Source organism: Leisingera sp., from assembly GCF_982940295.1.
This window is the reverse complement of record NZ_CEYXRG010000005.1, coordinates 191,122-213,006: the sequence shown is the minus strand read 5'-3', so window position 1 is coordinate 213,006 and position 21,885 is coordinate 191,122. Positions and strand designations below refer to the sequence as shown.

The window sequence follows — 21,885 nt, the reverse complement described above, 5'->3', positions numbered from 1 at the left end:
GCGGGATCTCATGCTGCCCGGGAGGGGGATGTTGGCTGGGCAGCAATCTCTTTCACCTGTGTGTTTAGCGCGGTTCGCCGCGGGGCTGTTTGACACGGATCAAACAGACGCAAAAATTTGCCCGTCTCCCGCAAAAAACTACTCTCATTTCATGGCCAAGGGAGAGAACGGACAGGCAGACGCCGGGAAACGCGCTCCGCTGTCGGCGGCCGAGGTCGGCGCTTTGGCGCATTTGTACCGCGGCGAGGTTTATCGCAGCGTTATGTGGCGCACCCGGCTGGACATCACCACCAACTGGGCGGTGGTGACGCTGGGCGTTGCGCTGTCGATTTCCTATTCCTCACCCGAGGCGTCCCCTTTGCCGCTGATCCTGGTCGGCATCCTGATCATCTTCTTCCTGATGCTGGAGGCGCGGCGCTACCGGTTCTACAACGTTTTCCGCGCCCGGGCCCGCTGGCTGGAGAAGCATTTCTACGCGCCGATGCTGCATGACGGCGACCTGCATCTGGAGGAGAACTGGCAGAAGGTTCTGGCGCATGACTACAACCGGCCGGACTATCACATCAACCTGCTGCAATCGATCGGGCGGCGGATCAAGCGCAACTACCTGTGGGTGCTGCTGATCCAGTCGCTGGCCTATGCCGGCAAGATCGCGGTGCACCCGCGCCCGATCGAGTCATTCGACCAGGCGCTGGAACGGGCGGAGATCGGGCCGCTGCCGGGCGGCGTGGTGATCGTGTTCGGCGTTCTTTATGTGGTGAGCTGGAGCTGCATTGCCGTCTGGAGCAGCCTCTATGACCAGCAGGGTCTGGGCATCCGCCCGCCGGCGGCGGGGGGCAAGCCCAAGACCCTGGCCGACTCGGCGGCGGCTCAGGCCGCGGGCCAAAGCCACCAGAGATAGGCACAGTAGCCTGCCAGCAGCACCGCGCCCTCGCGCCGGGACACCCGCAGGCCGGTCCAGGCCAGCGCGAGCAGCGCAAGCGACACCAGAACCATCAGCGGGTTGTCGAACCCCACGATCTGCGCGGGCACCGGCGAAGGCGCGATCGCCGCGGTGACGCCGCCGATGCCGAGGATGTTGTAGATGTTGGAGCCGACGATATTGCCGAACGCCATGTCACCCTGACGCCGCAGCGCCGCCATCACCGAGGTCGCGAGTTCCGGCGCCGAGGTGCCGATGGCAACGATGGTGAGGCCAATCACGGTTTCCGAGACTGCCAGCGAACGGGCCAGCTGCACAGCGCCGTCCACCAGCCAACCGCCGCCTGCCACAACCAGGCCAAGCCCTGCCAGTGCAATAGCCAGCGAGGACCACAAGCCTGGCCGGTCGGCTGGCGCAGGTGCCGGGTCCGCAGGGGTGAGCGCCGGGTCCAGCGCCTCCAGCGCCGCCGCCTTCTCATGCAGCGCACCATGCCCCTCATCCGGCTCAGCTGCGCTGCCGGTTGCCGCGTTAGCCGGGCCGGCCGCAGGCACAGCCACGGCTGCCCCGGCGCGCTCCTGGCGGAAGGCAAGGAAAATATAGCCGGCGAGCGCCAGCACGAAGAGGATGCCCGCGGTGCGGGTGACCGGCATCACCGCCGCCAGCGCCGCAAACACTACTGCGGCCGCCAGCATCACCGCCCCGTCACGCTTCAGCGCCGCCGACTGCACCGCCATCGGTGCAATCAGGGCCGAAACCCCGGCGATCAGCAGGATGTTGGCGATGTTGGAGCCGACGATATTGCCATAGGCAATGCCGGGTGCGCCCGAAAGCGCGGCGCGCACCGAAGTCACCAGCTCTGGCGCCGAGGTGCCGAAGCCGACAAGGGTGAGACCGATGACCAGCGGCGACACTCCGAAGCGCTCCGCAACGCGCACTGCCCCTCGGACGAGGAACTCGCCGCCCAGGATCAGCAGAAGAAGCCCGCCCAGAAGCGGCAGCCAGATATCGAACACGTTTAATCTCTCCGGGAATGCGCCCCTTGCCCTTGCCAAGCGCCGCGCAGCTGACGCCACTGCTGCGCCCCTCATCTTCCTTAGCAGAGCAGATTGGCCAGCAAGCATCCAGCGCGGAAGTGAGATTTCGCCTTCCGGTTTTCAAGAGGCCGCAGCGGTCATTTCTTCGCGGTATCCCAGCCGCAGGCCGCAGCGCCGCCGCAAGGTTACTGGCTCAGGGTCTCCACCGACAGGATTGTTGGCAGGTGCCGGGCGATTTCGATCCAGTTTTCGCCCTCGTCAGAGCTGGCAAAGACCGAGCCCGAGTTGGTTCCGAAATAGAGGCCCGCCTCTGCATCGGTAGCCATCGACTGCCGCAGCACCGTGAAGAAACAGCTGCCCTGCGGCAGCCCGTCCCGCTTGGCCGCCCACGTTTCACCGCCGTCGGTGGATTTCCAAACCGCGGCCGATGCATCAGGCGGGAAACGGCCGTCCGCGTCGCCGTTCAGCGGCAGCACCCAGATTGTATCCGGGTCGTGCGGGTGGATCGCAACCGGGAAGCCGAAGGTGGACGGCAGCCCGGCGGTGATATCGCTCCATGTGCGCCCGCCATCCGTGCTGCGGTAGGTGCCGTGGTGGTTCTGCTGATAGAGCAAATCGCCGGGGCCGCGCTGCATGTTGTGCACGCAATGGCCGGTTTCGCCGTTCTGCGGCGCGGCGGGGTGATGGTGCCCGGTGCAGACCGTGTCGTTAGACAGGCGATTGCGGCGTTCCCAGGTCTTGCCGCCGTCCTCCGTGGCGAAAACCCCTGCCGCAGATATGCCCAGCCACATCTTGCCGGCGCTGCCAGGGTCGCTAAGCAAAGTGTGCAGCACCAGCCCGGCCGCGCCGGGGTTCCAGCTGTCGCGGGACGGATGATTTTCGAGCGCGGTATTCTTCTGCCATGTCCTGCCGCCATCCGCGCTGGACAATAGTTCGGCGGGATTGGTGCCCGCGTAGAGCACCCCATGCGCACTGTGCAGCGACCAGACAGCCTTGAGGTTTTCAAAGGGAACCTCGGTGGGCTCCAATTGAAGAAAGCCGCCGTTTCCGGGTCCGAGGCGGCCCATTCGTCGATCTGGCCGTTTGACAGCTTGGACAGCTCCCAGCTCTCACCATCCTCGGAACGCCAGACACCTGCCCCGTGCCACTCGCCGCCCCCGCCCGCCCAAAGTGTGCCGCTGTCCGGGTCACCGATGACGTGGTTGATGCTCCATCCATCGCAGTGGGGGCCTGAAACGGACCAGTCCTTGCCCCGCGGGGTCAGAATAAAGGCGCCTTTGGTCGTGCCGAGAAGAATGCGTGCGGATGCGGTCATAGCTGGCCTCCAAGCGCAAGGATACCACAACCTATCAGAGATGTCGCATGTGCAAGGGCGGCAGGGCGGAAACTGGCTGTTCCAGGCCTTCGCGGCCTCACGGCCGGGCAGGTGCCGGTGGCGGCCAGACGAAAAAAGGGCCGCCCGCAGGCAGCCCCTTCGATCTTCTTCTAAAACCCGGTCCGGCTTATTCGCCGCCGCCCAGCTGGTGGACATAGGCCGAGACGGCGCGGATTTGCGCTTCGGTCAGGCGGGTATTCCAGGCCGGCATCACGCCATAGCGCGAGTTGCTCACGGTCTCGGTCAGGGTGGCGTAGTCGCCGCCATAAAGCCAGATCGCATCGGCCAGGTTCGGCGCGCCCTGCGAGCGGTCGCCGGTGCCGTCTTCCATGTGGCAGGAGGCGCAGTTATCGGCAAAGACTACCGAACCGGCCTCGACCTTGGACGCATCCTGCGGCTCACCCGACAGGGACATCACGTAGTTGACCACTTGGCTGATCTCTTCTTTCTCCAGAAGTTCATCGCGGCCGAAGGCAGGCATCTCGGAGTAGCGCGCGTCGTCGCTGTCCTCGTTGCGGATGCCGTGCGCGATGGTGGCATGGATGTCCTCCACCGAACCGCCCCAGAGCCAGTCGTCGTCCAGGAGGTTCGGGTAGCCCTTGGCACCGGCCGCGCCGGAGCCGTGGCACTGGGCGCACCAGGTCTTGAACACGGCGGAGCCTGCAGACACTGCGTATGTGTTCAGTTCCGTGTCACCCGCGATAGCAGTCAGCTCAGCCGCTTCCAGCTTGGCGTTGACCGGCGCGTTGGCTTCTTCCACCGCGGTGATCTCGGCCGCCACGTCGCCGCGGGTCGACCAGCCCAGGATGCCTGCGGTGGCCGAGTTGACCAGCGGCCAGGCCGGATAGGCGATGGTGTAGAGGACGCCCCAGATGATGGTGGCGTAGAAGGTCCATAGCCACCAGCGCGGCATCGGGTTGTCGAATTCCTCGATCCCGTCCCACTCATGGCCGGTGGTGTTCGGATCGCCCTCGAACTTTTTCGATTTTTTGCTCATGCCCTCGCCTCCTTAGTCGCGGCGGGTTTGTCGTCGCCCTTGCGGGGCGCTGCTGCATCGGCTCCCCGGCGGGGCGCCGGAGCATCAACGTGGCGGAACGGGATGTTTGCGGTATCCTCGTAGGCCTTGGTGCTGCCTGGGCGGAACGCCCAGACAATTATTCCGATGAAGACGATGAACAGGAACAGCAGCATCCAGCTATCTGCAAATTCCCGCAGGAGTGTATAGAGTTCCATCCTATCCTCCCTTACCGGCTTGCATCCGGGGTGAAGGTCGAGAAGTCGACCAGCGTGCCCAGCATCTGCAGATAGGCGATCAGCGCATCGGCCTCGGAGACACCTGGCTGACCATCGAAGTTGCGCACGTTGACCTTGTCGCCATAGCGCTCCAGCAGCCCGTCATAGTCGCTGTCCGGATCCGCCTGGGCGCGGAAGTCGGCCTGTGCGGTCTCGATCATCTCCTCGCTGTAGGGCGTGCCCAGCATGGCGTTGGTGGCCATGATGTCGCCGATGTATTTGCCGTCGATCTTCTTGTCTTCGAGGAAGCCGTATTTCGGCATCACCGATTCCGGCACAACGGCCTGCGGGTCGCGCAGGTGGTCGACGTGCCACTCATCCGAGTAGCGGCCGCCCACCCGGGCCAGGTCGGGCCCGGTCCGCTTGGAGCCCCACTGGAACGGGCGGTCGTACATCGACTCCGCCGCCAGCGAGTAGTGGCCGTAGCGTTCGACCTCGTCGCGCATCGGGCGGATCATCTGGCTGTGGCAGACATAGCAGCCTTCCCGGATGTAGACCTCGCGGCCCGCCAGTTCGAGCGGGGTGTAGGGACGCATGCCCTCCACCTCCTCGATGGTGTTTTCCAGGTAGAACAGCGGTGTGATCTGCACCAGACCGCCGATGGTCACGACCAGGAAGCTGCAAATCAGCAGGAGGGTCGCGTTGGTCTCGAGGATCTTATGTTTGTCGAGAATAGCCATTGCTCCGGCCCTCCTTATTCAGCCGGGACCTGAACCGACAGGCTGGCCTCTTTGGCCGGTGCCCGGCGGACGGTCATCCACAGGTTGTAGCACATGATGATGGAGCCCGCGAGGAACATGACCCCGCCCAGACCGCGCACCACATACATCGGGAACTTCGCTGCCACGGTGTCGGCAAAGGAGTTCACCAGGAAGCCGTTAGCGTCCACTTCGCGCCACATCAGGCCTTCCATGATACCGGTCACCCACATCGACGCGGCGTAGAGCACGATGCCAATGGTGGCGAGCCAGAAGTGCCAGGACACGAGGCTGAGGCTGTACAGGCGTTCACGCTTCCACAGCACCGGCACCAGGTAGTACAGCGCGCCAAAGGTGATCATGCCGTTCCAGCCGAGTGCGCCGGAGTGCACGTGGCCAATGGTCCAGTCAGTGTAGTGGCTCAGCGAGTTCACTGCGCGGATCGACATCATCGGGCCCTCAAAGGTGGACATGCCGTAGAAGCCGACGGAGATCACCATCATCCGGATCACCGGGTCGGTGCGCAGCTTGTCCCAGGCACCCGAAAGGGTCATCAGGCCGTTGATCATGCCGCCCCAGCTGGGCATCCACAGGATCACCGAAAACACCATGCCCAGGGTCGAGGCCCAGTCAGGCAGCGCGGTGTAGTGCAGGTGGTGCGGACCGGCCCAGATGTACAGGAAGATCAGCGCCCAGAAGTGGATGATCGACAGCTTGTAGGAGAACACGGGACGTTCGGCCTGCTTCGGGATGAAGTAGTACATCATGCCCAGGAAGCCTGCGGTCAGGAAGAAGCCCACGGCGTTGTGCCCGTACCACCACTGCACCATCGCATCCTGCACGCCCGGCCAGACGATCACGGACTTGGAACCCCAGATCGACACCGGAATGGTCGCGTTGTTGACCAGGTGCAGCATGGCCACGGTGACGATGAACGACAGGAAGAACCAGTTCGCCACGTAGATGTGCGGTTCCTTGCGTTTGATGATGGTGCCCAGGAACACGGCCAGATAGGCGACCCAGACGATGGTCAGCCACAGGTCAACGTACCATTCCGGCTCCGCGTATTCCTTGGACTGGGTGCCGCCCAGCAAGTAGCCGGTTGCCGCCAGCACGATGAACAGCTGGTAGCCCCAGAACACGAACCAGGCCAAGTTGCCGCCCCAGAGGCGCGCCGCGGAAGTCCGCTGCACCACGTAGAAGGAGGTTGCGATCAGCGCGTTGCCGCCAAATGCAAAAATCACTGCAGAAGTGTGCAGCGGGCGCAGGCGGCCGAAATTGGCAAACCCTTGCGCCCAATCGAAATTCAGCGCCGGAAAGGCCAGCTGGAACGCAATGAAGGTCCCTGCCAGAAACCCGACCACGCCCCAAAAGGCGGTTGCAATTGTACCAGCGCGCACAACGCTGTCGAAATACTCATTTTCCAGACCAACAACTGCCTTTTTCGGCTCGTTGGTGTGGCGCAAAGTATAGAGGAACAGGCCACCGGCCACGATCATCACGATGACCGCATGCACCTGGTAAGCCAGATCCCGCGCGTAATTGGTACCGATCATCGCAAACAGCGTGACCAAACCAAGCGCTATCAGCTTGATATAGTTAGACATCTTGCGTCCCTTTGCCGTGCCCCCGCGAATCCTGCGGATACGGGGACGTTAATAGACCGCGCTCTTCTTGCAAAACGCGCCTCCCTCCTGCCTTGATCTGCATCAAGACAATTCCTGGCAACATGTGACACTTCTTCCCGTGCAGTGAAAACCCCCGCGCCGGGGCCATGGGGGCCCGCGGCGCTGAGACCCCGCCGGGAGGTGTCATGTCCTACAAGTCCTTGCTTACCGTTCTGACGGCTGCGGAAACCGCAGCGGCGCCCCTGGCGCAAATTGCGGCCCTGGCAGAAGAGTTCGGCGCCCATGCCGATGCGCTCTGCCTCGGTGTCGACCGCACCCAGACGGGCTATTACTACGCTGGCGCCAATGCCATGGTGCTGCAGGAAACCCTGGCCCGCGCCCAGGAAGAGGCCGAAGCGGTCCAGGCCGGCGCCGAGGAGGCGATGCAACGGGCGGGCGTGCCCTTTGCCACCGACAGCGGTGTTGCCCAGATCGCCGATCTTGGCCGCCACGTGGCGCGCCACGCGCGGTTCTCCGATCTGGTGGTGCTGGGCAAGCCCTATGGCAAGGAGAAACGCGCCGAGGCCGAGCCGATCGTCGAATCGGCGCTGTTCGAAGGCCGCGCGCCAGTGCTGGTGGTGCCGGACAAAGGCGAACCGCTGCGCAGACCCAAAACCGTGCTGGTGGCCTGGAACGAAAGCCTTGAGGCGATGACCGCAATCCGCAAATCTCTGCCGTTCCTGGTTGGCGCCGACCTCGTGCGCATTGCGGTGATCGACCCGCCGCAGCATGGGCCGGAGCGTTCGGATCCAGGCGGCATGCTGGCGCAGATGCTGTCCCGCCACGGCGTCACCTGCGAAATCGACGTGCTCAGCAAGACGCTGACCCGGGTGTCGGACATCCTGAACCGCCATGCGGCGGATACCGCCGCCGACCTGATCGTGATGGGCGCCTACGGCCATTCCCGTTTCCGCGAGGCCATCCTCGGCGGCGCCACCCGAAACATGCTGGAACAGGCGGCGGTCCCGGTGCTGATGGCGCATTGATACGCGCCGCAAGCTGATACTGATACAGACAAGAAAGGCGCCCCGCGGGGCGCCTTTTCTGTTTCGGGGCCTCGAGCGGCCTAGCTGGCCTTGCGGATCAGCCCGATCAGGAACAGCAGGATCACCGCGCCGATCGTGGCGTGGATCAGCGACCAGAAAAACCCTCCCCCTGCGGCAAAGCCCAGCGCCGGAAAGATCGTTCCGGCCAGAAAGGCGCCGACCACGCCGATGATGATATTGCCCAACAGGCCAAATCCGCGCCCCTGCATGATCTTGCCCGACAGCCACCCGGCCAGGGCTCCGATGATCAGCATCCCGATCACGCTTCCAAAATGCATTGCCGCCTCCGCTTTTGTGATGCGGCCAGTAGACCACAGTCCTTTTGCCGGGTCACGTTCAAGGTTGAGCTTGCCGGCAACCGGATCTCTGCCAAGCTGTCCCGTGGAACTCCCGACCGTCGTCCGCCCTTCCTAACGGGAGGACGCCAGCGGGTCCGGCGCAGCCGGGCACGCGCGGCCGCGGGAGCTTCCCGCCGCTTAAGCGGTAAGCTGCTTTGATCAACCCACTCGGCCGGCGCGCAAGCCCGCGCTGGCGGGCCGGCCTCAACCGCCAGCAAACAGTTCGGCAAAAAAGGAAAACGCCGCCCGCCCGGTTAGCCCAGGAAGCCGCCGTCGCTGTCGTCGCCGGCCTCTTCCATCAGGCGGCGCATGTCGGGCACGGTCACATGCCGCTTGCCCTCGAGTTCGATGATGCCGTCCTTCTTGAGCGCCGAGATCTGGCGGCTCACGGTTTCCAGCGTCAGGCCCAGGTAGTCGGCCATCGCCTCGCGGGTCAGCGGCAGGTCGAACACCATCCGGTTGGTGGCGCCGCCCGGCGTCAGCGTCGCATCGCGGCGGGCGATGATGGCCAGGAGGCTCGCGATTTTCTCGCGCGCGGTCTTGCGGCCCAGGACCAGCATCCACTCGCGCGCCGCGTCCAGCTCGTCCAGCGTCATCTCCAGCAGCCGGTGCGCGATATGCGGCGTGCGCTCCATCAGCTCCTCGAACGGCTTCTTGCGGAAGCAGCACATCACCACATCGGTGGTCGCCGCCACATCATAGGCCGCGCCTTCGCGGCCCGGGCGGCCGACAAAATCGCTGGGCAGCAAGAGCCCCACCATCTGGGTGCGCCCGTCCTCCATCGTCTGGGTCAGAGAGGCAATGCCCGACACAACCGAGCCGACGAAATTCATCACGTCGCCCGACCAGATGATCGGCTGCCCCGCCTCATAGGTACGGTAGTATTTTATGGCGTCCAGCTCCTCCAGCTCATCCGCATTGCAGCGTGCACAGACGGCACGGTGGCGGATCGGGCAGTCCCCGCATCTGGACTGTGACAGGATAGGAGCGTTCATTTGGGGGTCCGGTTGATCTGGGTCAAGGCTTGAGCTCGCGCGCTCCCTTAACGGTAATGGAATGGATCAGAAAGCTCAATTGGCCAAACTCGGTTTGTTTGACGCCAAAGTGCCGCGCTATACCAGTTATCCGACGGCGCCGCACTTTGGCAGATCGACCGATTCCGCACGGTCTTCCAGTTGGATGTCGAGCATTGCACCGGGCAGCAGCATCTCATTGTATGTTCATGTGCCTTTCTGCCGCAGATTATGCTGGTTTTGCGCCTGCCGCACGCAGGGCACCCAATCGGACGCGCCTGTGGCGGCCTATGTGGAGGTCCTCAAAGCGGAAATCGCCCTGCTCCGCCAGCAGCTGCCCGAGGGCATCACGCTATCGCGCCTGCATTGGGGCGGCGGCACCCCGACACTGCTGAACGCGGAGCAGATCCGGGATCTGGCGGCAGCGGTCACCGGCGCGTTTCCGCTGGCGCCTTATGCTGAGTTTTCGGTGGAGATCGACCCGAATGAGGTCGGCGACCGGCGCCTGGATGCGCTGGCCGAGTCGGGCATGAACCGCGCGTCTGTCGGGGTGCAGGACTTCGACAGCACCATCCAGCAGGCGATCGGCCGGATCCAGAGTTTCGAGACTACTAAGCAGGCCATCGACATGCTGCGGTCGCACGGGATCGGCAGCCTCAATGCCGATATCCTGTTCGGGCTGCCGCATCAGACCCCGGAGCGGATGACCGAAAGCGTGCAGAAGCTTTTGTCGCTCACCCCCGACCGGGTGGCGGTCTACGGCTATGCCCATGTGCCTTGGATGGCCGGGCGGCAAAGTATGATCCGGTCGGACACACTGCCAACGCCGGAGGCCCGGCTGGAGCTGTTTGAGACCGCGCGCCAACTGTTCTTGTGGGACGGATACCGGGAGATCGGCATCGACCATTTCTCACGGCCCGCGGACGGGCTGGCTATTGCCCAGCGCAGCGGCCGGCTGAGGCGCAACTTCCAGGGTTATACCGACGATCCGGCAGACGTGCTGATCGGCATCGGCGCCTCCGCCATTTCGCGCTTCCCGCAAGGCTATGCCCAGAATGCCCCCGGCACGTCGGACTACATCCGCGCCATCCGCACAGGCCGGTTCGCCACCGCCCGCGGCCATGCGTTCCAGGGCGAGGATCTGCTGCGGGCGCGGCTGATCGAAGCGCTGATGTGCGATTTCCGGATCTGCCGCCAGGAGATCCTGGCTCGCTTTGATGTCTCCCCGGCCCGGCTCGACACGCTGCTGCGCGCAACGGCAGCGGCGTTTCCCGGGATGCTGCAACTGTCGCCCGCCGGTCTGGAGATCAAGCAGGAAGCCCGGCCTCTGACCCGGATTATTGCCCGCAGCCTGGACGCCTATGAGCTGAGCAAAACCGGGCACAGTCCTGCGATCTGATCTCGCTGCGGCATCGGGATATCGGAATCGATAGCTGGCACGGCCTTTAAGCCGCCTGCACACTGGCACTGTGCTTCGGGATTCCCCATCGCTGCGCTTACGAAGAGCTTTCCACGTTTGCGGGCTTTGTTCCTCCCGAAGCACCAATGGGGCTGCTGCTTCATTTGAGTTGCGGCCCGCCGCAACGGGTGATTTATGCCCGCCTGGCTCTGGGGGACAGGGCGGCGCTGGCTTAGCAGTGCCGTAGCAATTAAGCGAAGGCCGGGATCTCTATCCCGGCCTGTTTCAGAACTCCAGCAGCCCCGCCTTGACAGCAATGGCGAGCGCTTCCTCCCGTGTTTTCGCGCCCAGCTTCTGACGCGCGGACAACAGGGTTTTGCGCACGGTGACTTCGGCGATGCCCAGCTCGTGCGCTATCCGGGTATTCAGATACCCTGCTGCAAGCAAAGCCAGAACCTGCTTTTCCCGGCCTGAGAGTGTCTTCCCGGCCCCCAGGTCATAAAGATCGAGACACTCCTCACCTTTGCCTGGCGCGCTGATAAATGCGGCGACGGCTGTTCCCGCCTGCCGGATCTTCTCGAACTGATCCTGGGTGAATTCCGAGGCCTTCTCGCGGGCGCAAAATACGACTGTCTTGCTGGTGTCCGGGCTGGCCCCGGCAAACCGCATGGCATACCCCAGCGTGTACCCCATATCCCAGGTTGTCCAATTGAAGTCCAAATGCCGCTGGCTTGGCGCCGCAGCGCGTTCCAACGTGCCGGTTATATGCAGGGACGGGTAGAAAGGCTGGGCAATTTCACAAACAAACTGATCCACCTCGTAAAATTTTTGGCTTGCATACTCGGTCAGGAATTCGCTGCTCATGCTGCTTCTCATCCAAAGAAGCCTGCGGGTTTTGATTTCAACCTCAGCCACGTTCAGCGCGGCGGCTCCAAGCGAGGCCATTACCTCGTTTGCAATACGCCACCGGTCAGCGCTGGTCTGTGCCGACATGAATCTTTCGTAAAGATCCATTCCCCCAATCTGCATTCGGATATTTTTGCATAATTTTACGGTATTTTGAACTGAATAAAAATTATGCACTCTATGCGCGCACTCAAAACAGCGGAAACATCCGCAACCTCAAGGGTTTATCCAGCAGCCGCCAAAAGCCTTCTGGTGTAGTCCTGCTGCGGATTGCGGAACAGGGCATCGGCCGGCCCGGCTTCGACCACATCGCCCTGGTTCATCACCAGCACATTGTGCGACATCGCCCGCACCACGTTCAGGTCGTGGCTGATGAACAGATACGCCAGCCCGTAACGCGCCTGCAGGTCGCGCAGCAGCTCGACGATCTGCACCTGCACGGTCATGTCCAGCGCCGAGGTCGGCTCGTCCAGCACCACCAGCTTGGGCCGCAGCACCATGGCGCGGGCAATGGCGATGCGCTGGCGCTGGCCGCCGGAGAACTCATGCGGGTAGCGGTCCATTGCGCCTGGGTCCAGCCCCACCTCGCGCATCACCTCGGCCACCAGTTCGCGGGTATCGCGGTGCCGGTCCACCTTGTGGATCGACAGCCCCTCCGCGATGATCTGGGCGCAGGTCATCCGCGGGCTGAGCGAACCGAAAGGGTCCTGGAACACGATCTGCATGTCCTTGCGCAAGCGGCGCAGGTCGCGGGTCGACCATTTGCGCAGGTCCTGGCCTTGGAAATTCACCGCGCCTTCCGACGCGATCAGCCGCATGATGGCCAGCGCCAGCGTGGTCTTGCCGGAGCCGCTTTCGCCGACGATCCCCAGCGTCTCGCCTGCCCGGACCGAGACCGTCACCGGGTTCACTGCCTTCACATGCCCCACGGTGCGTTTCAACAGGCCGCGCTGGATCGGGAACCAGACCTTGAGATCGCGGGTGGCAACCAGTTCTTCGGCGCCTTGGGGCACTGGCGGCGGGGTGCCGGAAGGCTCTGCCGCCAGCAGTTTCTGCGTATAGGGGTGTTGCGGGTTCGCGAAAATCTCCGCTGCCGGGCCTTCCTCGACAATCTCACCGTCCTTCATCACGCAGACCCGGTCGGCGATGCGGCGCACGATGCCGAGGTCATGGGTGATGAACAACAGCCCCATGCCCTCGCTTTCCTTCAGCTCCGCCAGCAGATCAAGGATCTGCGCCTGGATGGTCACATCCAGCGCGGTGGTGGGTTCATCCGCGATCAGGATGTCGGGCTTGTTGGCCAGCGCCATGGCGATCATCACCCGCTGCCGCTGTCCGCCCGACAGCTGGTGCGGATAGGCGCTGAGCCGGTTTTCCGCATCGCGGATGCCGACCTTCTCCATCAGTTCCAGAATGCGCGCACGGGCCGCCTTGCCGGTCAGCCCCTGGTGCAGCGCCAGCGATTCCTCCAGCTGGCGTTCGATGGTGTGCAGCGGGTTGAGCGAGGTCATCGGCTCCTGAAAGATGAAGCTGATGTCATTGCCGCGCACCTGCATCAGGTGCTTCTCGTCGGCGCCGACCATTTCGGTGCCGTCATAGGTGACGGAGCCCTCGACGATGGCGCTGTCGCCCAGCAGCGACACGGTGGAGAGCGCCGAGACCGATTTGCCGGAGCCGCTCTCGCCGACCAGTGCCACGGTCTCGCCGCGGCCCACCGAGAAGGACACGCCGCGCACGGCCTGGGTGATCTTGCCGTCCTGCCGGAAGGAGACGCGCAAGTCTTTGACGTTCAGGAGTGGGGAGGCCAGTGTTGTCATAATTCTTCGCTTGGCAACTTTTCAGCAAGGGCGGTGCCCGTCCGCGGGCGGAAACGAAGTGCCCGCCCATGGGGGCGGACGGGCACTGCCCGGCGTGCCGCCGGGCGGTACACATCAAGGGTACCTGCGTCACTCATGAAAACGTCTTCCTCGGATCAAAGGCATCGCGCACGCCCTCAAAGATGAACACCAGCAGCGACAGCATGATGGCAAAGGTGAAAAAGGCGGTGAAGGCGAGCCAGGGCGCCTCCAGGTTCTGTTTGGCCTGCAGGGTCAGCTCCCCCAGCGAGGGCGCCGAGGACGGCAGGCCGAAGCCAAGGAAGTCCAGCCCCGCCAGCGCCGAGATGGTGCCGGTCACGATGAACGGCAGCATGGTCAGCGTCGCCACCATCGCATTGGGCAGCATGTGACGGAACATGATGGTCATGTTGCCGACCCCCAGCGCCTTGGCCGCGCGGACATATTCCAGGTTGCGGGCGCGCAGGAACTCGGCCCTGACCACGCCGACCAGCGCGGTCCAGCCGAACAGCACCATCAGGAACACCAGGAGCCAGAAACTGCGCCCCAGGATCGCAAACATGATGATGATCACGTAAAGCGTCGGCGTGGAGCTCCAGATCTCGATGATGCGCTGGAACACCAGGTCCAGCCAGCCGCCGAAATACCCCTGCACTGCGCCCGCCAAGATGCCCAGCACCGTGGCCGCGCCGGTCACGATCAAGGTGAACAGGATCGACAGGCGGAAGCCGTGGATCACCCGCGCCAGCACATCTCGCTTGGTGTCATCGGTGCCCAAGAGGTTCTGGCCGTTGGGCGGCAGCGGCGCCGCGCCGGGGCGGTCGACAGTGGTGTTGTAGCTGTAGGGGATCGGCGGCCAAAGGGTCCAGCCTTCCTCAAACCCTTCTGCGGCATAGGTGCCTGCGGAGATATCCTCCAGGATCGTCTCCGGTTCATCAAAGCAATCCTCGATCCCGCCGGAGCGGATCAGGCATTCCACCTCCGGGTCGCTGTAAATCGCCTCGGTCCTGAAGTCGCCGCCGAATTGGGTCTCCGGGTAGAACTTGAACACTGGAGTGTAGATCTCTCCGCGGTAGCTCACCAGGATCGGTTTGTCGTTGGCGATGAACTCGGCAAACAGCGACATCGTGAACAGCACGGTGAAGATGATCAGCGACCAGAAGGCGCGCTTGTTCTTGCGGAAATTGTTCCAGCGGCGCTGGTTCAGGGGGGAGAGTGCCATCCCTCAGCCCTCCCGCTTTTCAAAGTCGATACGCGGATCGACCAGCACGTACATCAGGTCGGAGATGATGCCGACCACCAGGCTCATCAAGCCAAAGATGAACAGCGTGCCAAAGATCACCGGGTAATCCCGCGCCACCGCGGCCTCGAACCCCAGCCGGCCCAGGCCATCCAGCGAGAAGATCGTCTCGATGATCAGCGAGCCGGAGAAGAAGATGCCGATGAAGACAGACGGGAAACCCGCGATCACGATCAGCATCGCATTGCGGAACACATGGCCATAGAGCACCCGGTTCTCGCTGAGCCCCTTGGCGCGGGCGGTCATCACGTAGTGCTTCTTGATCTCGTCGAGGAAGGAGTTCTTGGTCAAGAGCGTCAGCGTTGCAAAGGCGCCAATGGTCGAGGCCAGCACCGGCAGCGCAATGTGCCAGAAGTAATCGCCAATCTTGCCCAGCAGGCTCAGCTGATCCCAATTGTCCGACGTCAGCCCGCGCAACGGGAAGATCTGCCAGTAGGAGCCGCCGGCAAACAGCACCAGCAGCATGATGGCAAACAGGAAGGACGGGATTGCATAGGCCGCGATGATCACGCCGCTGGTCCAGGTGTCAAAGCGCGAGCCGTCGCCCAGCGCCTTGCGGATGCCCATCGGGATCGAGATCATGTAGGCGATCACCGTCGACCACAGGCCGAGCGAGATCGACACCGGCATCTTCTCCAGCACCAGGTCTGTCACGTCGATCTTGCGGAAATAGCTTTCGCCGAAATCGAACTGCACATAGTTCCACAGCATCGTCAGGAACCGTTCCAACGGCGGCTTGTCGAGGCCGAATTGCTCCTCCAGCTCCTTGATCAGCTCCGGCGGCAGGCCTTGGCGGCCGGCATAGTTTTCATTGGCGCTGATCGCCTCGGTGCCCGCGTCACCGCCGCCGCCGGCAAAGCCCTCGAACACGTCGCCGCCGCCTTCCAGCTGGGCGATGATCTGTTCCACAGGGCCGCCTGGCACAAACTGCACCAGCGCAAAATTCACCAGCAGGATGCCGAACAGCGTCGGGATCACCAGAAGCAGGCGTCGGAGGATATAGGCTGCCATGTCCGTGTCTTACCGCAGGGCGCCAGCGGCCTTGAGCTCCGCCTCGCGGGCGGCGTCGATCCACCACAGATCCAGCATCCCCGTGTTATACGGCGGCAGGTTTTCCGGGTGGCGGTACATGTCCCAATAGGCAATCCAGTTCACGTCCAGATACCAGGCCGGCACCATGAACCGCTTGGCGCGCAGCACCCGGTCCAAAGCGCGGGCATTGGCGCGCAGCTCCTCCTGGGTGTTGGCATTGACGATATTGCCGATCAGCGCATCCACCGCCGGATCGGCCAGGCCTGCCGGGTTGAACACCGAATACTCATGCGCTTCGGAGCCGAAATACTGGTAGAGCCCGGTCGAGGGCTCCAGCGACATCGGAAAGGCATGGGAGATCATGTCGAACTCCTTTTCCCGGCGGCGGCTGGTGTACTGGGCGTAATCCACCCGGTTCAGCAGCGCATCTACCCCCATGGTGCGCAGGTTGCTGATATAGGGCTGCACGATGCGTTCGATGGTCGGGCTGTCGGCGAGGAATTCGACCTTCAGCACCTTGCCTTGGGTGTTGCGGCGCACCCCGTCATCGCCAACGGTCCAGCCGGCCTCTTCCAGCAGCTTCATCGCCCGGCGCAGGTTCTTGCGGTCGCCCGGCCGTGACGCCTTGGAGCTGTGCGCCATCACCGGTTCTGAGGTCAGGATTGACGGGTCGATCTGATCACCCAGCGCTTCCAGCACCTCTTTCTCGCGGCCCTCCGGCAGGCCCTTCGCCGCAAGCGGAGAATCCTGCCAGAAAGACGAGCGGTGGCGGAACAGCCCGTATTGCAGGCTCTCGTTGGTCCATTCGAAATTGAACGCCAGCTGCAGCGCCTCCCGCACACGGATGTCCTGGAACTTGGGCTTAAGCAGGTTCATCACAAAGCCATTGGCGGCGGGCACGTTGCCGTCCGGGATTTCACCCTTGATCACTTGGCCCTTTTCCACCGCGGCAAAGTCATAAGCGGTGGCCCAGCTTTTGGAATTGTTCTCCGGCCGCAAGGTATAGACCCCTGCCTTGAACCCTTCCATCGCAGCAATCGCGTCGCCGAAATACTCCACCCGGATGCGGTCATAGTTGTGGCGGCCCACGTTCACATTCAGGTCTGCGCCCCAATAGTTGGGGTTGCGCTTGTAGGTGATGCGCTGGTTCACCTCGGCGCTTTCCAGCATGTAGGGGCCGGAGCCGATGCCCGGATCCAGCCTCGGCTCATCCAAGCGGCGGTTCTCCGGGTCGGCCTCGAACCAGGCCTTGGAGAACACCGGCGTGCCGCCCACCTGGGTGATCATCGCCCGGCGCGGGAAGTCTGGGCTGAAATGGAACTTCACCCGGTGCGGCCCCAGTGCCTCGGCCTTGGGGATGCGCTTGCGCACCGCCTCGGCATAGGATTTCAGGCCCTGATCCAGCAGGATATTATGGGAGAACACCACGTCGTCAGCAGCAACTGGGGAGCCGTCGGAAAACGTCGCCTCGGGGCGCAGGTTAAAAATTACCCAATCCTGGCTTTCGGGGTATTCCAGGCTCTCGGCAATCAGCCCGTAGTAGGAGCCGGGCTCATCATAGGATTCCACCAGCAGGCTTTCGAAATGGTCCGACGACAGCGCCCCTGCCCTTCCCTTACGGGTGAAGGGGTTCATGCTGTCAAAGGTGCCGACAGCAGAGATCGACAGCTCGCCGCCCTTTGGCGCCTCCGGGTTCACATAGTCGAAATGGGCGAAGCCTTCCGGGTATTTCAGCTCGCCGAACTCGGCAAAGCCGTGGCTCTTGATGATGGTCTCTTCCGCCTTGGCCAGCGTGGCCGCCGCAAGTGCCAGAATCAGACCCAAGGCCAGCGCCGCCGCGGCCTGCAGCGGGTTCACCCTGTCTTTCACGCGCACGCGTGCCGCAGCTCGAGCGGTTTTCATCTGCCAAGACCTCCTATGCCCGGAACGTCGGCCCGGATTTTTCGCCCCCAAGCTAATGTCCGCAGGCGGTAACATTCAAGTTGAGATTGGGTGATTGGGAGCGTGATCTGGGCATAAAGCAGCCGAAACAAGGACCTGCGCGCAACCGCGCTTGCGCGAAATAAAATTGCCTGCCAGCCTCACATCACAATTGCGTTATGGAATGAGGGAGTCTGCCGATGCTGAAATCAATGAAGTTTGCCGCGCTTGCGGTTGCCGGAGCCGCCGCGCTCAGCGCCTGCGCCCAGCAGGAAGAAGAAGTGGTCTACAGCAGCCCGGAAGAGGCATATTGCGTGCAGACCGGCGGCAGTTACGTGCTGCGCAGCGGCAAGGCCGGCACCATCGGCGTCTGCATCCTGCCCGACGGCACAGAGCGCGATGCGCTGGCCTATTACCGGGAGAACAATCCGGCCTAAGCCGGCGCCACTTGCGAGGGCATCAAAAAAAGCCGCTGCGGTCTGCAGCGGCTTCTTTGTTTGGATAGCTGGGACAGCGGTCCGGATCAGTCGTCCAGGCTGTCCAGATAGGCGATGAGGTTCACCCGGTCGGCCTGCTTCTTCAGGCCGGCGAACGACATGGTGGTGCCGGAGGCATAGGCAGACGGCTTGGCCAGGAAGGCGTCCAGCTCTTCCGGGGTCCAAGCACCCGGCAGTGCGGAGAGGGCACCGGAGTAGCCAAAGCCCGGCGCGGCGGCGATTTCGCGGCCGACAATACCATACAGGTACGGGCCGGTGGCGTTGGCGCCATCTTCCAGCTTGTGGCAGGCAGAGCATTTCTTGAATACCTTGGCGCCTTTCGCGGCATCGGCGGAAGCCATCAGCTCTTCGAAGCTGACTTCCGGCTCGTCGCTGCCGGCGTCCTCGGCGGTGGCAACTTCGATCACATAGGAAGCCTCACCGTGGCTGTCCATGTGATACAGTACTTCTGCGCCCCATTTGCCCAGAAGGAATACCAGGAACGCGCCGCAGACGCCTGCGGTCGCTTTGGTGAGGGTCATCGTGTCAAACATGATCGCGAGTCCATTTAGCTGTCTGACGGGGTGTCTAAGGCTTCCCCTCCCAAGTGGCAAGGTATAGACAGCGCGACGAAACGCCCAAATATTGAAGTTTTGCACGGGGAACACACCCATGAGCCGCAAAATCGCCATTCAGGGGGAGCTGGGCTCCTACAGCCACGAGGCCTGCCGCATCGCCCGCCCCGGCATGGAGGTGCTGGCCTGCCGCACCTTCGAGGACATTCTGGAGGCGGTGCGCACCGGCGAGGCAGAGCAGGCAATGCTGCCGGTGGAGAACTCCACCTACGGGCGGGTGGCCGACAGCCACCGGCTGCTTCCGCACAGCGGGCTGCACATTATCGACGAAGCCTTTGTGCGGGTGCATATCAACCTGCTGGCGGTGCCGGGGGCGAAATTGGAAGACATCCGCGAGGCGCATTCGCATCTGGTGCTGCTGCCGCAGTGCGGAACCTTCCTGCGCGAGCATGGCATCCGCGGCCGCGTCAGCCCCGACAACGCCCGCGCCGCCCGTGACGTGGCCGAGGCCGGCGACATCCACTCCGCCGCGCTGGCCAGCGAACTGGCGGGCGAGATTTACGGGCTGGAGGTGCTGGCCCGCCACATCGAGGACAACGGCGACAACACCACCCGCTTCCTGATCATGGCGCAAGAGCCGGATTACACCCGCCGCGGCGCCCACAACATGATCACCAGCTTCGTTTTTCAGGTTCGCAACATCCCGGCGGCGCTCTACAAGGCGATGGGCGGCTTTGCCACCAATGGCATCAACATGACCAAGCTGGAAAGCTACATGGTGGACGGATCGTTCACAGCCACCCAGTTCTATGCCGATATCGAAGGCCACCCGGACGATGCCAATGTGCAGCTGGCAATGGATGAGCTGAGCTATTTCACCACCAACGTGGAAATCCTCGGCGTCTACCCGGCGGACAACGGCCGGTTCTAGGCCCGCCGGAATTCGGCGCGAATTCCGGCCAGGAAAAATCGACTTTTCCTGGCCGTTTTCATTGTATGAAAACGGCGCCCTGCATCAAGCTGTTTGGGAATTAAGTGAGAGGCTGGACATCGACCCAAGCGGGGCTCGTTGTGGCTGCTTCCTTCCGGACCTGACCAGGTTGGCGAGGCGCTTGCCCGCGCCAACCTCTCGAATCCCGATATAAGCGCGGCCGCCGGGATTGGCAAGGGCCGCACACACCGGGCGTTCTATGGCTCAGAGCCGCAGCTCGAGCTGCCAGAAACCGCTGCCAGTGACCCCGCGCGGTGTCACCAGTCCGGCGGGCAGCTCATCCATATGCGCAGCCGCCGCCGGCCCGGTCACAGCCACTGCGCTGGTGCCGGGCATCGGCGCCAGGCGCCAGGGGTATGGCGCCTCTGCCAGCGGGTCGGCAGGCAGCCGACCGGCGATATAGTCGCGCACCGCCTGGCGGATCCGCATTGGCGCCAGCGGCAGCTCTTCGGCCTCTCGCAGCATCCGGAAGCTGCCGCCGCCGCTGACCCGGTAGCTGTTTGCAGCCACCGCGAAACGCTGCTCCGGCGCCACTGGCCGCCCGTTCCAGCTCAGATCCGCGATCCGGCGCGCCGAGGGATTTATGCACTCCCCTGTGGCGGAAAACCGCGGCGGCTGCGACAGATCGATCTGATAGGTCAGCCCGAAAACCACGTCGAAATGATGCCCCGCCCGTTGCGGATCGGCCAGCAGGCTGCCGGAGCTGCCGGGTTCGATCCGGTTGAACAGCCCCGCCGACATCTCCAGCCACTCCCGCAGCTGCGCACCGGTGACCGTGACCACCCGCAGTTCATTGGGAAAGACCTGCAAATCGGCAATGTTGCGCGCGCACAGTTCCCCGGCCGGGATGTCGGTATAGGAATGCGGGCCGGAACGGCCGCCGAATTTGCACGGCGCCGCGGCAGACAGCAGCGGCAGGTGTTCCGTGGCGGTGCCCCGCAGCAGCGGCCGCACCGCAGCCGCCTGGGCACAAGCAACCAGCGCCAGGCCCCGGTCGGGCGCGAAAAAGGTGAAATAGGAATGCATCGCCACTGGACTGTAGCCCGCAGGCTGCCGCATCCGTTCCAGGGTCCGGGCGTGGTCTGCCGCCATCGCCCGGGTGAATCCGGCCTCCTCATCCACCAGTGGCTCAGCAGCACCGGAAGGCCCTGTCTGCGCCACCGGCTGAAGGCTGGCGGTGCCGCCAGCAAGCTGCCAGCCCGCGCCGGTATGCTCCAGCTCCAGGCTTATGACGCCCAGGTGCGACCCGTGCGCGCCTGGCATCACCACCGGCTTGGCGAAAGGATACTCCGGGTCGGGCAGCGTTAAATGGGTATGTCCGCCCACCACCGCATCAATCCCGGGCAGCGCCGCCAGCTGTTCCAGCGCGTTCTCGCTGTGGTCCGCCCCGGTCCTGGCCGCGATGCCGGTGTGCGCCAGTGCCAGCACCACATCGCAGCCTTCATCCCTCAGCCGCCGGGCCTGGGCTTCGGCGGTTTCCACGATACCCGCGGCCTCCAGCTCCACTTCCAGCGCGTGGCCGCTCCAGATCAGTGTCTGGGGCGGCAGCACCGACAGCAGGCCGATCCGCACCGGCGGCAGGCCGGGGCAGCCCGGGATTTGCCGCTCCAGTACCGCGTTCTTTGCGAAAGGCAGTTCATACCCGGGCTGCACCGCCGTCAGGCTGGAGCACAGCACCGGGCAAGGCACGTCCGCAAGCACACCCGCCAGCGCTGTGAGACCGTAATCAAAATCGTGATTGCCCAGGCCGGCCGCATCATACTCCAGCACCTGAAAGGCGCGCGCCAGCGGATGCGGCCCTTTGGCACCAGGAACGATATCGCCCAGCGGCGAGCCCTGAAAGCCGTCACCGTTGTCGACCAAAATACAGGCTGCACCCTGCTCAACCGCCGCGGCACGCTCGCGGGCGATCAGGCTGGCCACCCGGGACAGGCCGATGGCCGGGTCGGGGCGGTCGGAATAATAGTCATGGCTCAGCAGGTTGCAGTGCAGGTCCGTGGTCGCCAGGACGCGCAGCACCCCAGCGGGCCGGGCCTTCGGAGCCCCCGCCCCGCTCGTCATGTCC

At 63.7% G+C, this 21,885-nt stretch carries 19 protein-coding genes, 1 other RNA gene and 1 pseudogene; 5 read left to right on the top strand and 16 right to left on the bottom strand.

What is annotated here, in order from left to right:
* Window positions 1–151: 151 nt before the first annotated feature.
* Complete coding sequence (locus AC4HIX_RS07040; RefSeq protein WP_490398439.1) at window positions 152–901, top strand: DUF2270 domain-containing protein; 750 nt, start codon at window positions 152–154, stop codon at window positions 899–901.
* On the opposite strand, the gene AC4HIX_RS07035 is transcribed toward AC4HIX_RS07040, so the two are convergent.
* The 6 genes and pseudogenes from AC4HIX_RS07035 to ccoN form a co-directional block, all read right to left on the bottom strand.
* Window positions 871–1,935: a calcium/sodium antiporter gene (locus tag AC4HIX_RS07035; RefSeq protein WP_490398438.1), complete on the bottom strand. Its 1,065-nt coding sequence runs from the start codon at window positions 1,933–1,935 to the stop codon at window positions 871–873. The genes AC4HIX_RS07040 and AC4HIX_RS07035 overlap by 31 nt on opposite strands.
* 206 nt (window positions 1,936–2,141) lie before the next feature.
* Window positions 2,142–3,271 (bottom strand): annotated as a pseudogene (locus AC4HIX_RS07030) (WD40/YVTN/BNR-like repeat-containing protein).
* Between the two features lie 187 nt (window positions 3,272–3,458).
* A complete protein-coding gene (gene ccoP / locus AC4HIX_RS07025; protein ID WP_475049960.1) occupies window positions 3,459–4,328 on the bottom strand; it encodes a cytochrome-c oxidase, cbb3-type subunit III in 870 nt (289 codons plus the stop codon).
* Window positions 4,325–4,564 carry a cbb3-type cytochrome c oxidase subunit 3 gene (locus AC4HIX_RS07020; protein ID WP_475049958.1) on the bottom strand — a complete coding sequence of 80 codons (240 nt, stop codon included), beginning with the start codon at window positions 4,562–4,564 and terminating at the stop codon, window positions 4,325–4,327. Before AC4HIX_RS07020 ends, ccoP begins: the two co-directional genes overlap by 4 nt.
* Before the next feature lie 11 nt (window positions 4,565–4,575).
* The gene (gene ccoO / locus AC4HIX_RS07015) at window positions 4,576–5,304 is read right to left on the bottom strand and encodes a cytochrome-c oxidase, cbb3-type subunit II (RefSeq protein ID WP_490398437.1); all 729 of its coding nucleotides are present in this window, start codon (window positions 5,302–5,304) and stop codon (window positions 4,576–4,578) included.
* A gap of 14 nt (window positions 5,305–5,318) precedes the next feature.
* A complete protein-coding gene (gene ccoN / locus AC4HIX_RS07010) occupies window positions 5,319–6,929 on the bottom strand; it encodes a cytochrome-c oxidase, cbb3-type subunit I (protein ID WP_490398436.1) in 1,611 nt (536 codons plus the stop codon).
* Window positions 6,930–7,135: 206 nt separating this feature from the next.
* On the opposite strand from ccoN, the gene AC4HIX_RS07005 reads away from it, so the two are divergent.
* Window positions 7,136–7,975: a universal stress protein gene (locus AC4HIX_RS07005; RefSeq protein WP_490398435.1), complete on the top strand. Its 840-nt coding sequence runs from the start codon at window positions 7,136–7,138 to the stop codon at window positions 7,973–7,975.
* Between the two features lie 80 nt (window positions 7,976–8,055).
* Here AC4HIX_RS07005 and AC4HIX_RS07000 read toward each other — a convergent pair whose 3' ends face one another.
* Window positions 8,056–8,313, bottom strand: a complete 258-nt coding sequence (locus tag AC4HIX_RS07000) for a GlsB/YeaQ/YmgE family stress response membrane protein (protein ID WP_490398434.1) — start codon at window positions 8,311–8,313, stop codon at window positions 8,056–8,058.
* 314 nt (window positions 8,314–8,627) lie between these two features.
* Window positions 8,628–9,368, bottom strand: coding sequence for a transcriptional regulator FnrL (gene fnrL / locus AC4HIX_RS06995; protein WP_058285088.1), 741 nt, complete (start codon window positions 9,366–9,368; stop codon window positions 8,628–8,630).
* A gap of 61 nt (window positions 9,369–9,429) precedes the next feature.
* On the opposite strand from fnrL, the gene hemN reads away from it, so the two are divergent.
* Window positions 9,430–10,785 (top strand): oxygen-independent coproporphyrinogen III oxidase, encoded by a 1,356-nt coding sequence (gene hemN, locus AC4HIX_RS06990; RefSeq protein ID WP_490398433.1) that lies wholly within the window; start codon window positions 9,430–9,432, stop codon window positions 10,783–10,785.
* A gap of 285 nt (window positions 10,786–11,070) precedes the next feature.
* On the opposite strand, the gene AC4HIX_RS06985 is transcribed toward hemN, so the two are convergent.
* From AC4HIX_RS06985 to AC4HIX_RS06965, 5 genes are all read right to left on the bottom strand, one after another.
* Window positions 11,071–11,799: a helix-turn-helix transcriptional regulator gene (locus AC4HIX_RS06985; protein ID WP_490398432.1), complete on the bottom strand. Its 729-nt coding sequence runs from the start codon at window positions 11,797–11,799 to the stop codon at window positions 11,071–11,073.
* Between the two features lie 116 nt (window positions 11,800–11,915).
* Window positions 11,916–13,508, bottom strand: a complete 1,593-nt coding sequence (locus AC4HIX_RS06980) for an ABC transporter ATP-binding protein (protein ID WP_490398431.1) — start codon at window positions 13,506–13,508, stop codon at window positions 11,916–11,918.
* A gap of 133 nt (window positions 13,509–13,641) precedes the next feature.
* Window positions 13,642–14,748 carry an ABC transporter permease gene (locus AC4HIX_RS06975; protein WP_475049937.1) on the bottom strand — a complete coding sequence of 369 codons (1,107 nt, stop codon included), beginning with the start codon at window positions 14,746–14,748 and terminating at the stop codon, window positions 13,642–13,644.
* A gap of 3 nt (window positions 14,749–14,751) precedes the next feature.
* Entirely contained in the window at window positions 14,752–15,837 is a 1,086-nt protein-coding gene (locus AC4HIX_RS06970; protein ID WP_475049934.1) for a microcin C ABC transporter permease YejB, read from the bottom strand.
* 9 nt (window positions 15,838–15,846) lie between these two features.
* Complete coding sequence (locus AC4HIX_RS06965) at window positions 15,847–17,760, bottom strand: extracellular solute-binding protein (protein WP_490398430.1); 1,914 nt, start codon at window positions 17,758–17,760, stop codon at window positions 15,847–15,849.
* A gap of 218 nt (window positions 17,761–17,978) precedes the next feature.
* Between AC4HIX_RS06965 and AC4HIX_RS06960 the strand changes: the two genes are divergently transcribed.
* Complete coding sequence (locus AC4HIX_RS06960; protein ID WP_475049929.1) at window positions 17,979–18,215, top strand: putative hemolysin; 237 nt, start codon at window positions 17,979–17,981, stop codon at window positions 18,213–18,215.
* An 86-nt stretch (window positions 18,216–18,301) separates the two neighbouring features.
* Here the strand turns inward: AC4HIX_RS06960 and AC4HIX_RS06955 are convergent, their stop codons facing one another.
* Window positions 18,302–18,808 (bottom strand): c-type cytochrome, encoded by a 507-nt coding sequence (locus AC4HIX_RS06955; protein WP_490398429.1) that lies wholly within the window; start codon window positions 18,806–18,808, stop codon window positions 18,302–18,304.
* 118 nt (window positions 18,809–18,926) lie between these two features.
* Between AC4HIX_RS06955 and AC4HIX_RS06950 the strand changes: the two genes are divergently transcribed.
* Entirely contained in the window at window positions 18,927–19,760 is an 834-nt protein-coding gene (locus tag AC4HIX_RS06950) for a prephenate dehydratase (RefSeq protein WP_475049923.1), read from the top strand.
* Window positions 19,761–19,862: 102 nt separating this feature from the next.
* Here the strand turns inward: AC4HIX_RS06950 and ffs are convergent.
* Both ffs and AC4HIX_RS06940 read right to left on the bottom strand, forming a co-directional pair.
* Window positions 19,863–19,961: signal recognition particle sRNA small type (gene ffs / locus AC4HIX_RS06945), an RNA gene on the bottom strand.
* 63 nt (window positions 19,962–20,024) lie between these two features.
* Window positions 20,025–21,881: a 5'-nucleotidase C-terminal domain-containing protein gene (locus AC4HIX_RS06940; RefSeq protein WP_490398428.1), complete on the bottom strand. Its 1,857-nt coding sequence runs from the start codon at window positions 21,879–21,881 to the stop codon at window positions 20,025–20,027.
* Window positions 21,882–21,885: the final 4 nt, after the last annotated feature.

What these genes read in the sequence shown, in the direction of transcription:
- AC4HIX_RS07040 (WP_490398439.1), top strand. Translation starts at nt 152, where the DNA reads ATGGCCAAGGGAGAGAACGGACAGGCAGACGCCGGGAAACGCGCTCCG.
- ccoP (WP_475049960.1), bottom strand. Translation starts at nt 4,328, where the DNA reads ATGAGCAAAAAATCGAAAAAGTTCGAGGGCGATCCGAACACCACCGGC.
- AC4HIX_RS07020 (WP_475049958.1), bottom strand. Translation starts at nt 4,564, where the DNA reads ATGGAACTCTATACACTCCTGCGGGAATTTGCAGATAGCTGGATGCTG.
- ccoO (WP_490398437.1), bottom strand. Translation starts at nt 5,304, where the DNA reads ATGGCTATTCTCGACAAACATAAGATCCTCGAGACCAACGCGACCCTC.
- ccoN (WP_490398436.1), bottom strand. Translation starts at nt 6,929, where the DNA reads ATGTCTAACTATATCAAGCTGATAGCGCTTGGTTTGGTCACGCTGTTT.
- AC4HIX_RS07005 (WP_490398435.1), top strand. Translation starts at nt 7,136, where the DNA reads ATGTCCTACAAGTCCTTGCTTACCGTTCTGACGGCTGCGGAAACCGCA.
- AC4HIX_RS07000 (WP_490398434.1), bottom strand. Translation starts at nt 8,313, where the DNA reads ATGCATTTTGGAAGCGTGATCGGGATGCTGATCATCGGAGCCCTGGCC.
- fnrL (WP_058285088.1), bottom strand. Translation starts at nt 9,368, where the DNA reads ATGAACGCTCCTATCCTGTCACAGTCCAGATGCGGGGACTGCCCGATC.
- hemN (WP_490398433.1), top strand. Translation starts at nt 9,430, where the DNA reads ATGGATCAGAAAGCTCAATTGGCCAAACTCGGTTTGTTTGACGCCAAA.
- AC4HIX_RS06985 (WP_490398432.1), bottom strand. Translation starts at nt 11,799, where the DNA reads ATGGATCTTTACGAAAGATTCATGTCGGCACAGACCAGCGCTGACCGG.
- AC4HIX_RS06980 (WP_490398431.1), bottom strand. Translation starts at nt 13,508, where the DNA reads ATGACAACACTGGCCTCCCCACTCCTGAACGTCAAAGACTTGCGCGTC.
- AC4HIX_RS06975 (WP_475049937.1), bottom strand. Translation starts at nt 14,748, where the DNA reads ATGGCACTCTCCCCCCTGAACCAGCGCCGCTGGAACAATTTCCGCAAG.
- AC4HIX_RS06970 (WP_475049934.1), bottom strand. Translation starts at nt 15,837, where the DNA reads ATGGCAGCCTATATCCTCCGACGCCTGCTTCTGGTGATCCCGACGCTG.
- AC4HIX_RS06965 (WP_490398430.1), bottom strand. Translation starts at nt 17,760, where the DNA reads ATGAAAACCGCTCGAGCTGCGGCACGCGTGCGCGTGAAAGACAGGGTG.
- AC4HIX_RS06960 (WP_475049929.1), top strand. Translation starts at nt 17,979, where the DNA reads ATGCTGAAATCAATGAAGTTTGCCGCGCTTGCGGTTGCCGGAGCCGCC.
- AC4HIX_RS06955 (WP_490398429.1), bottom strand. Translation starts at nt 18,808, where the DNA reads ATGTTTGACACGATGACCCTCACCAAAGCGACCGCAGGCGTCTGCGGC.
- AC4HIX_RS06950 (WP_475049923.1), top strand. Translation starts at nt 18,927, where the DNA reads ATGAGCCGCAAAATCGCCATTCAGGGGGAGCTGGGCTCCTACAGCCAC.
- AC4HIX_RS06940 (WP_490398428.1), bottom strand. Translation starts at nt 21,881, where the DNA reads ATGACGAGCGGGGCGGGGGCTCCGAAGGCCCGGCCCGCTGGGGTGCTG.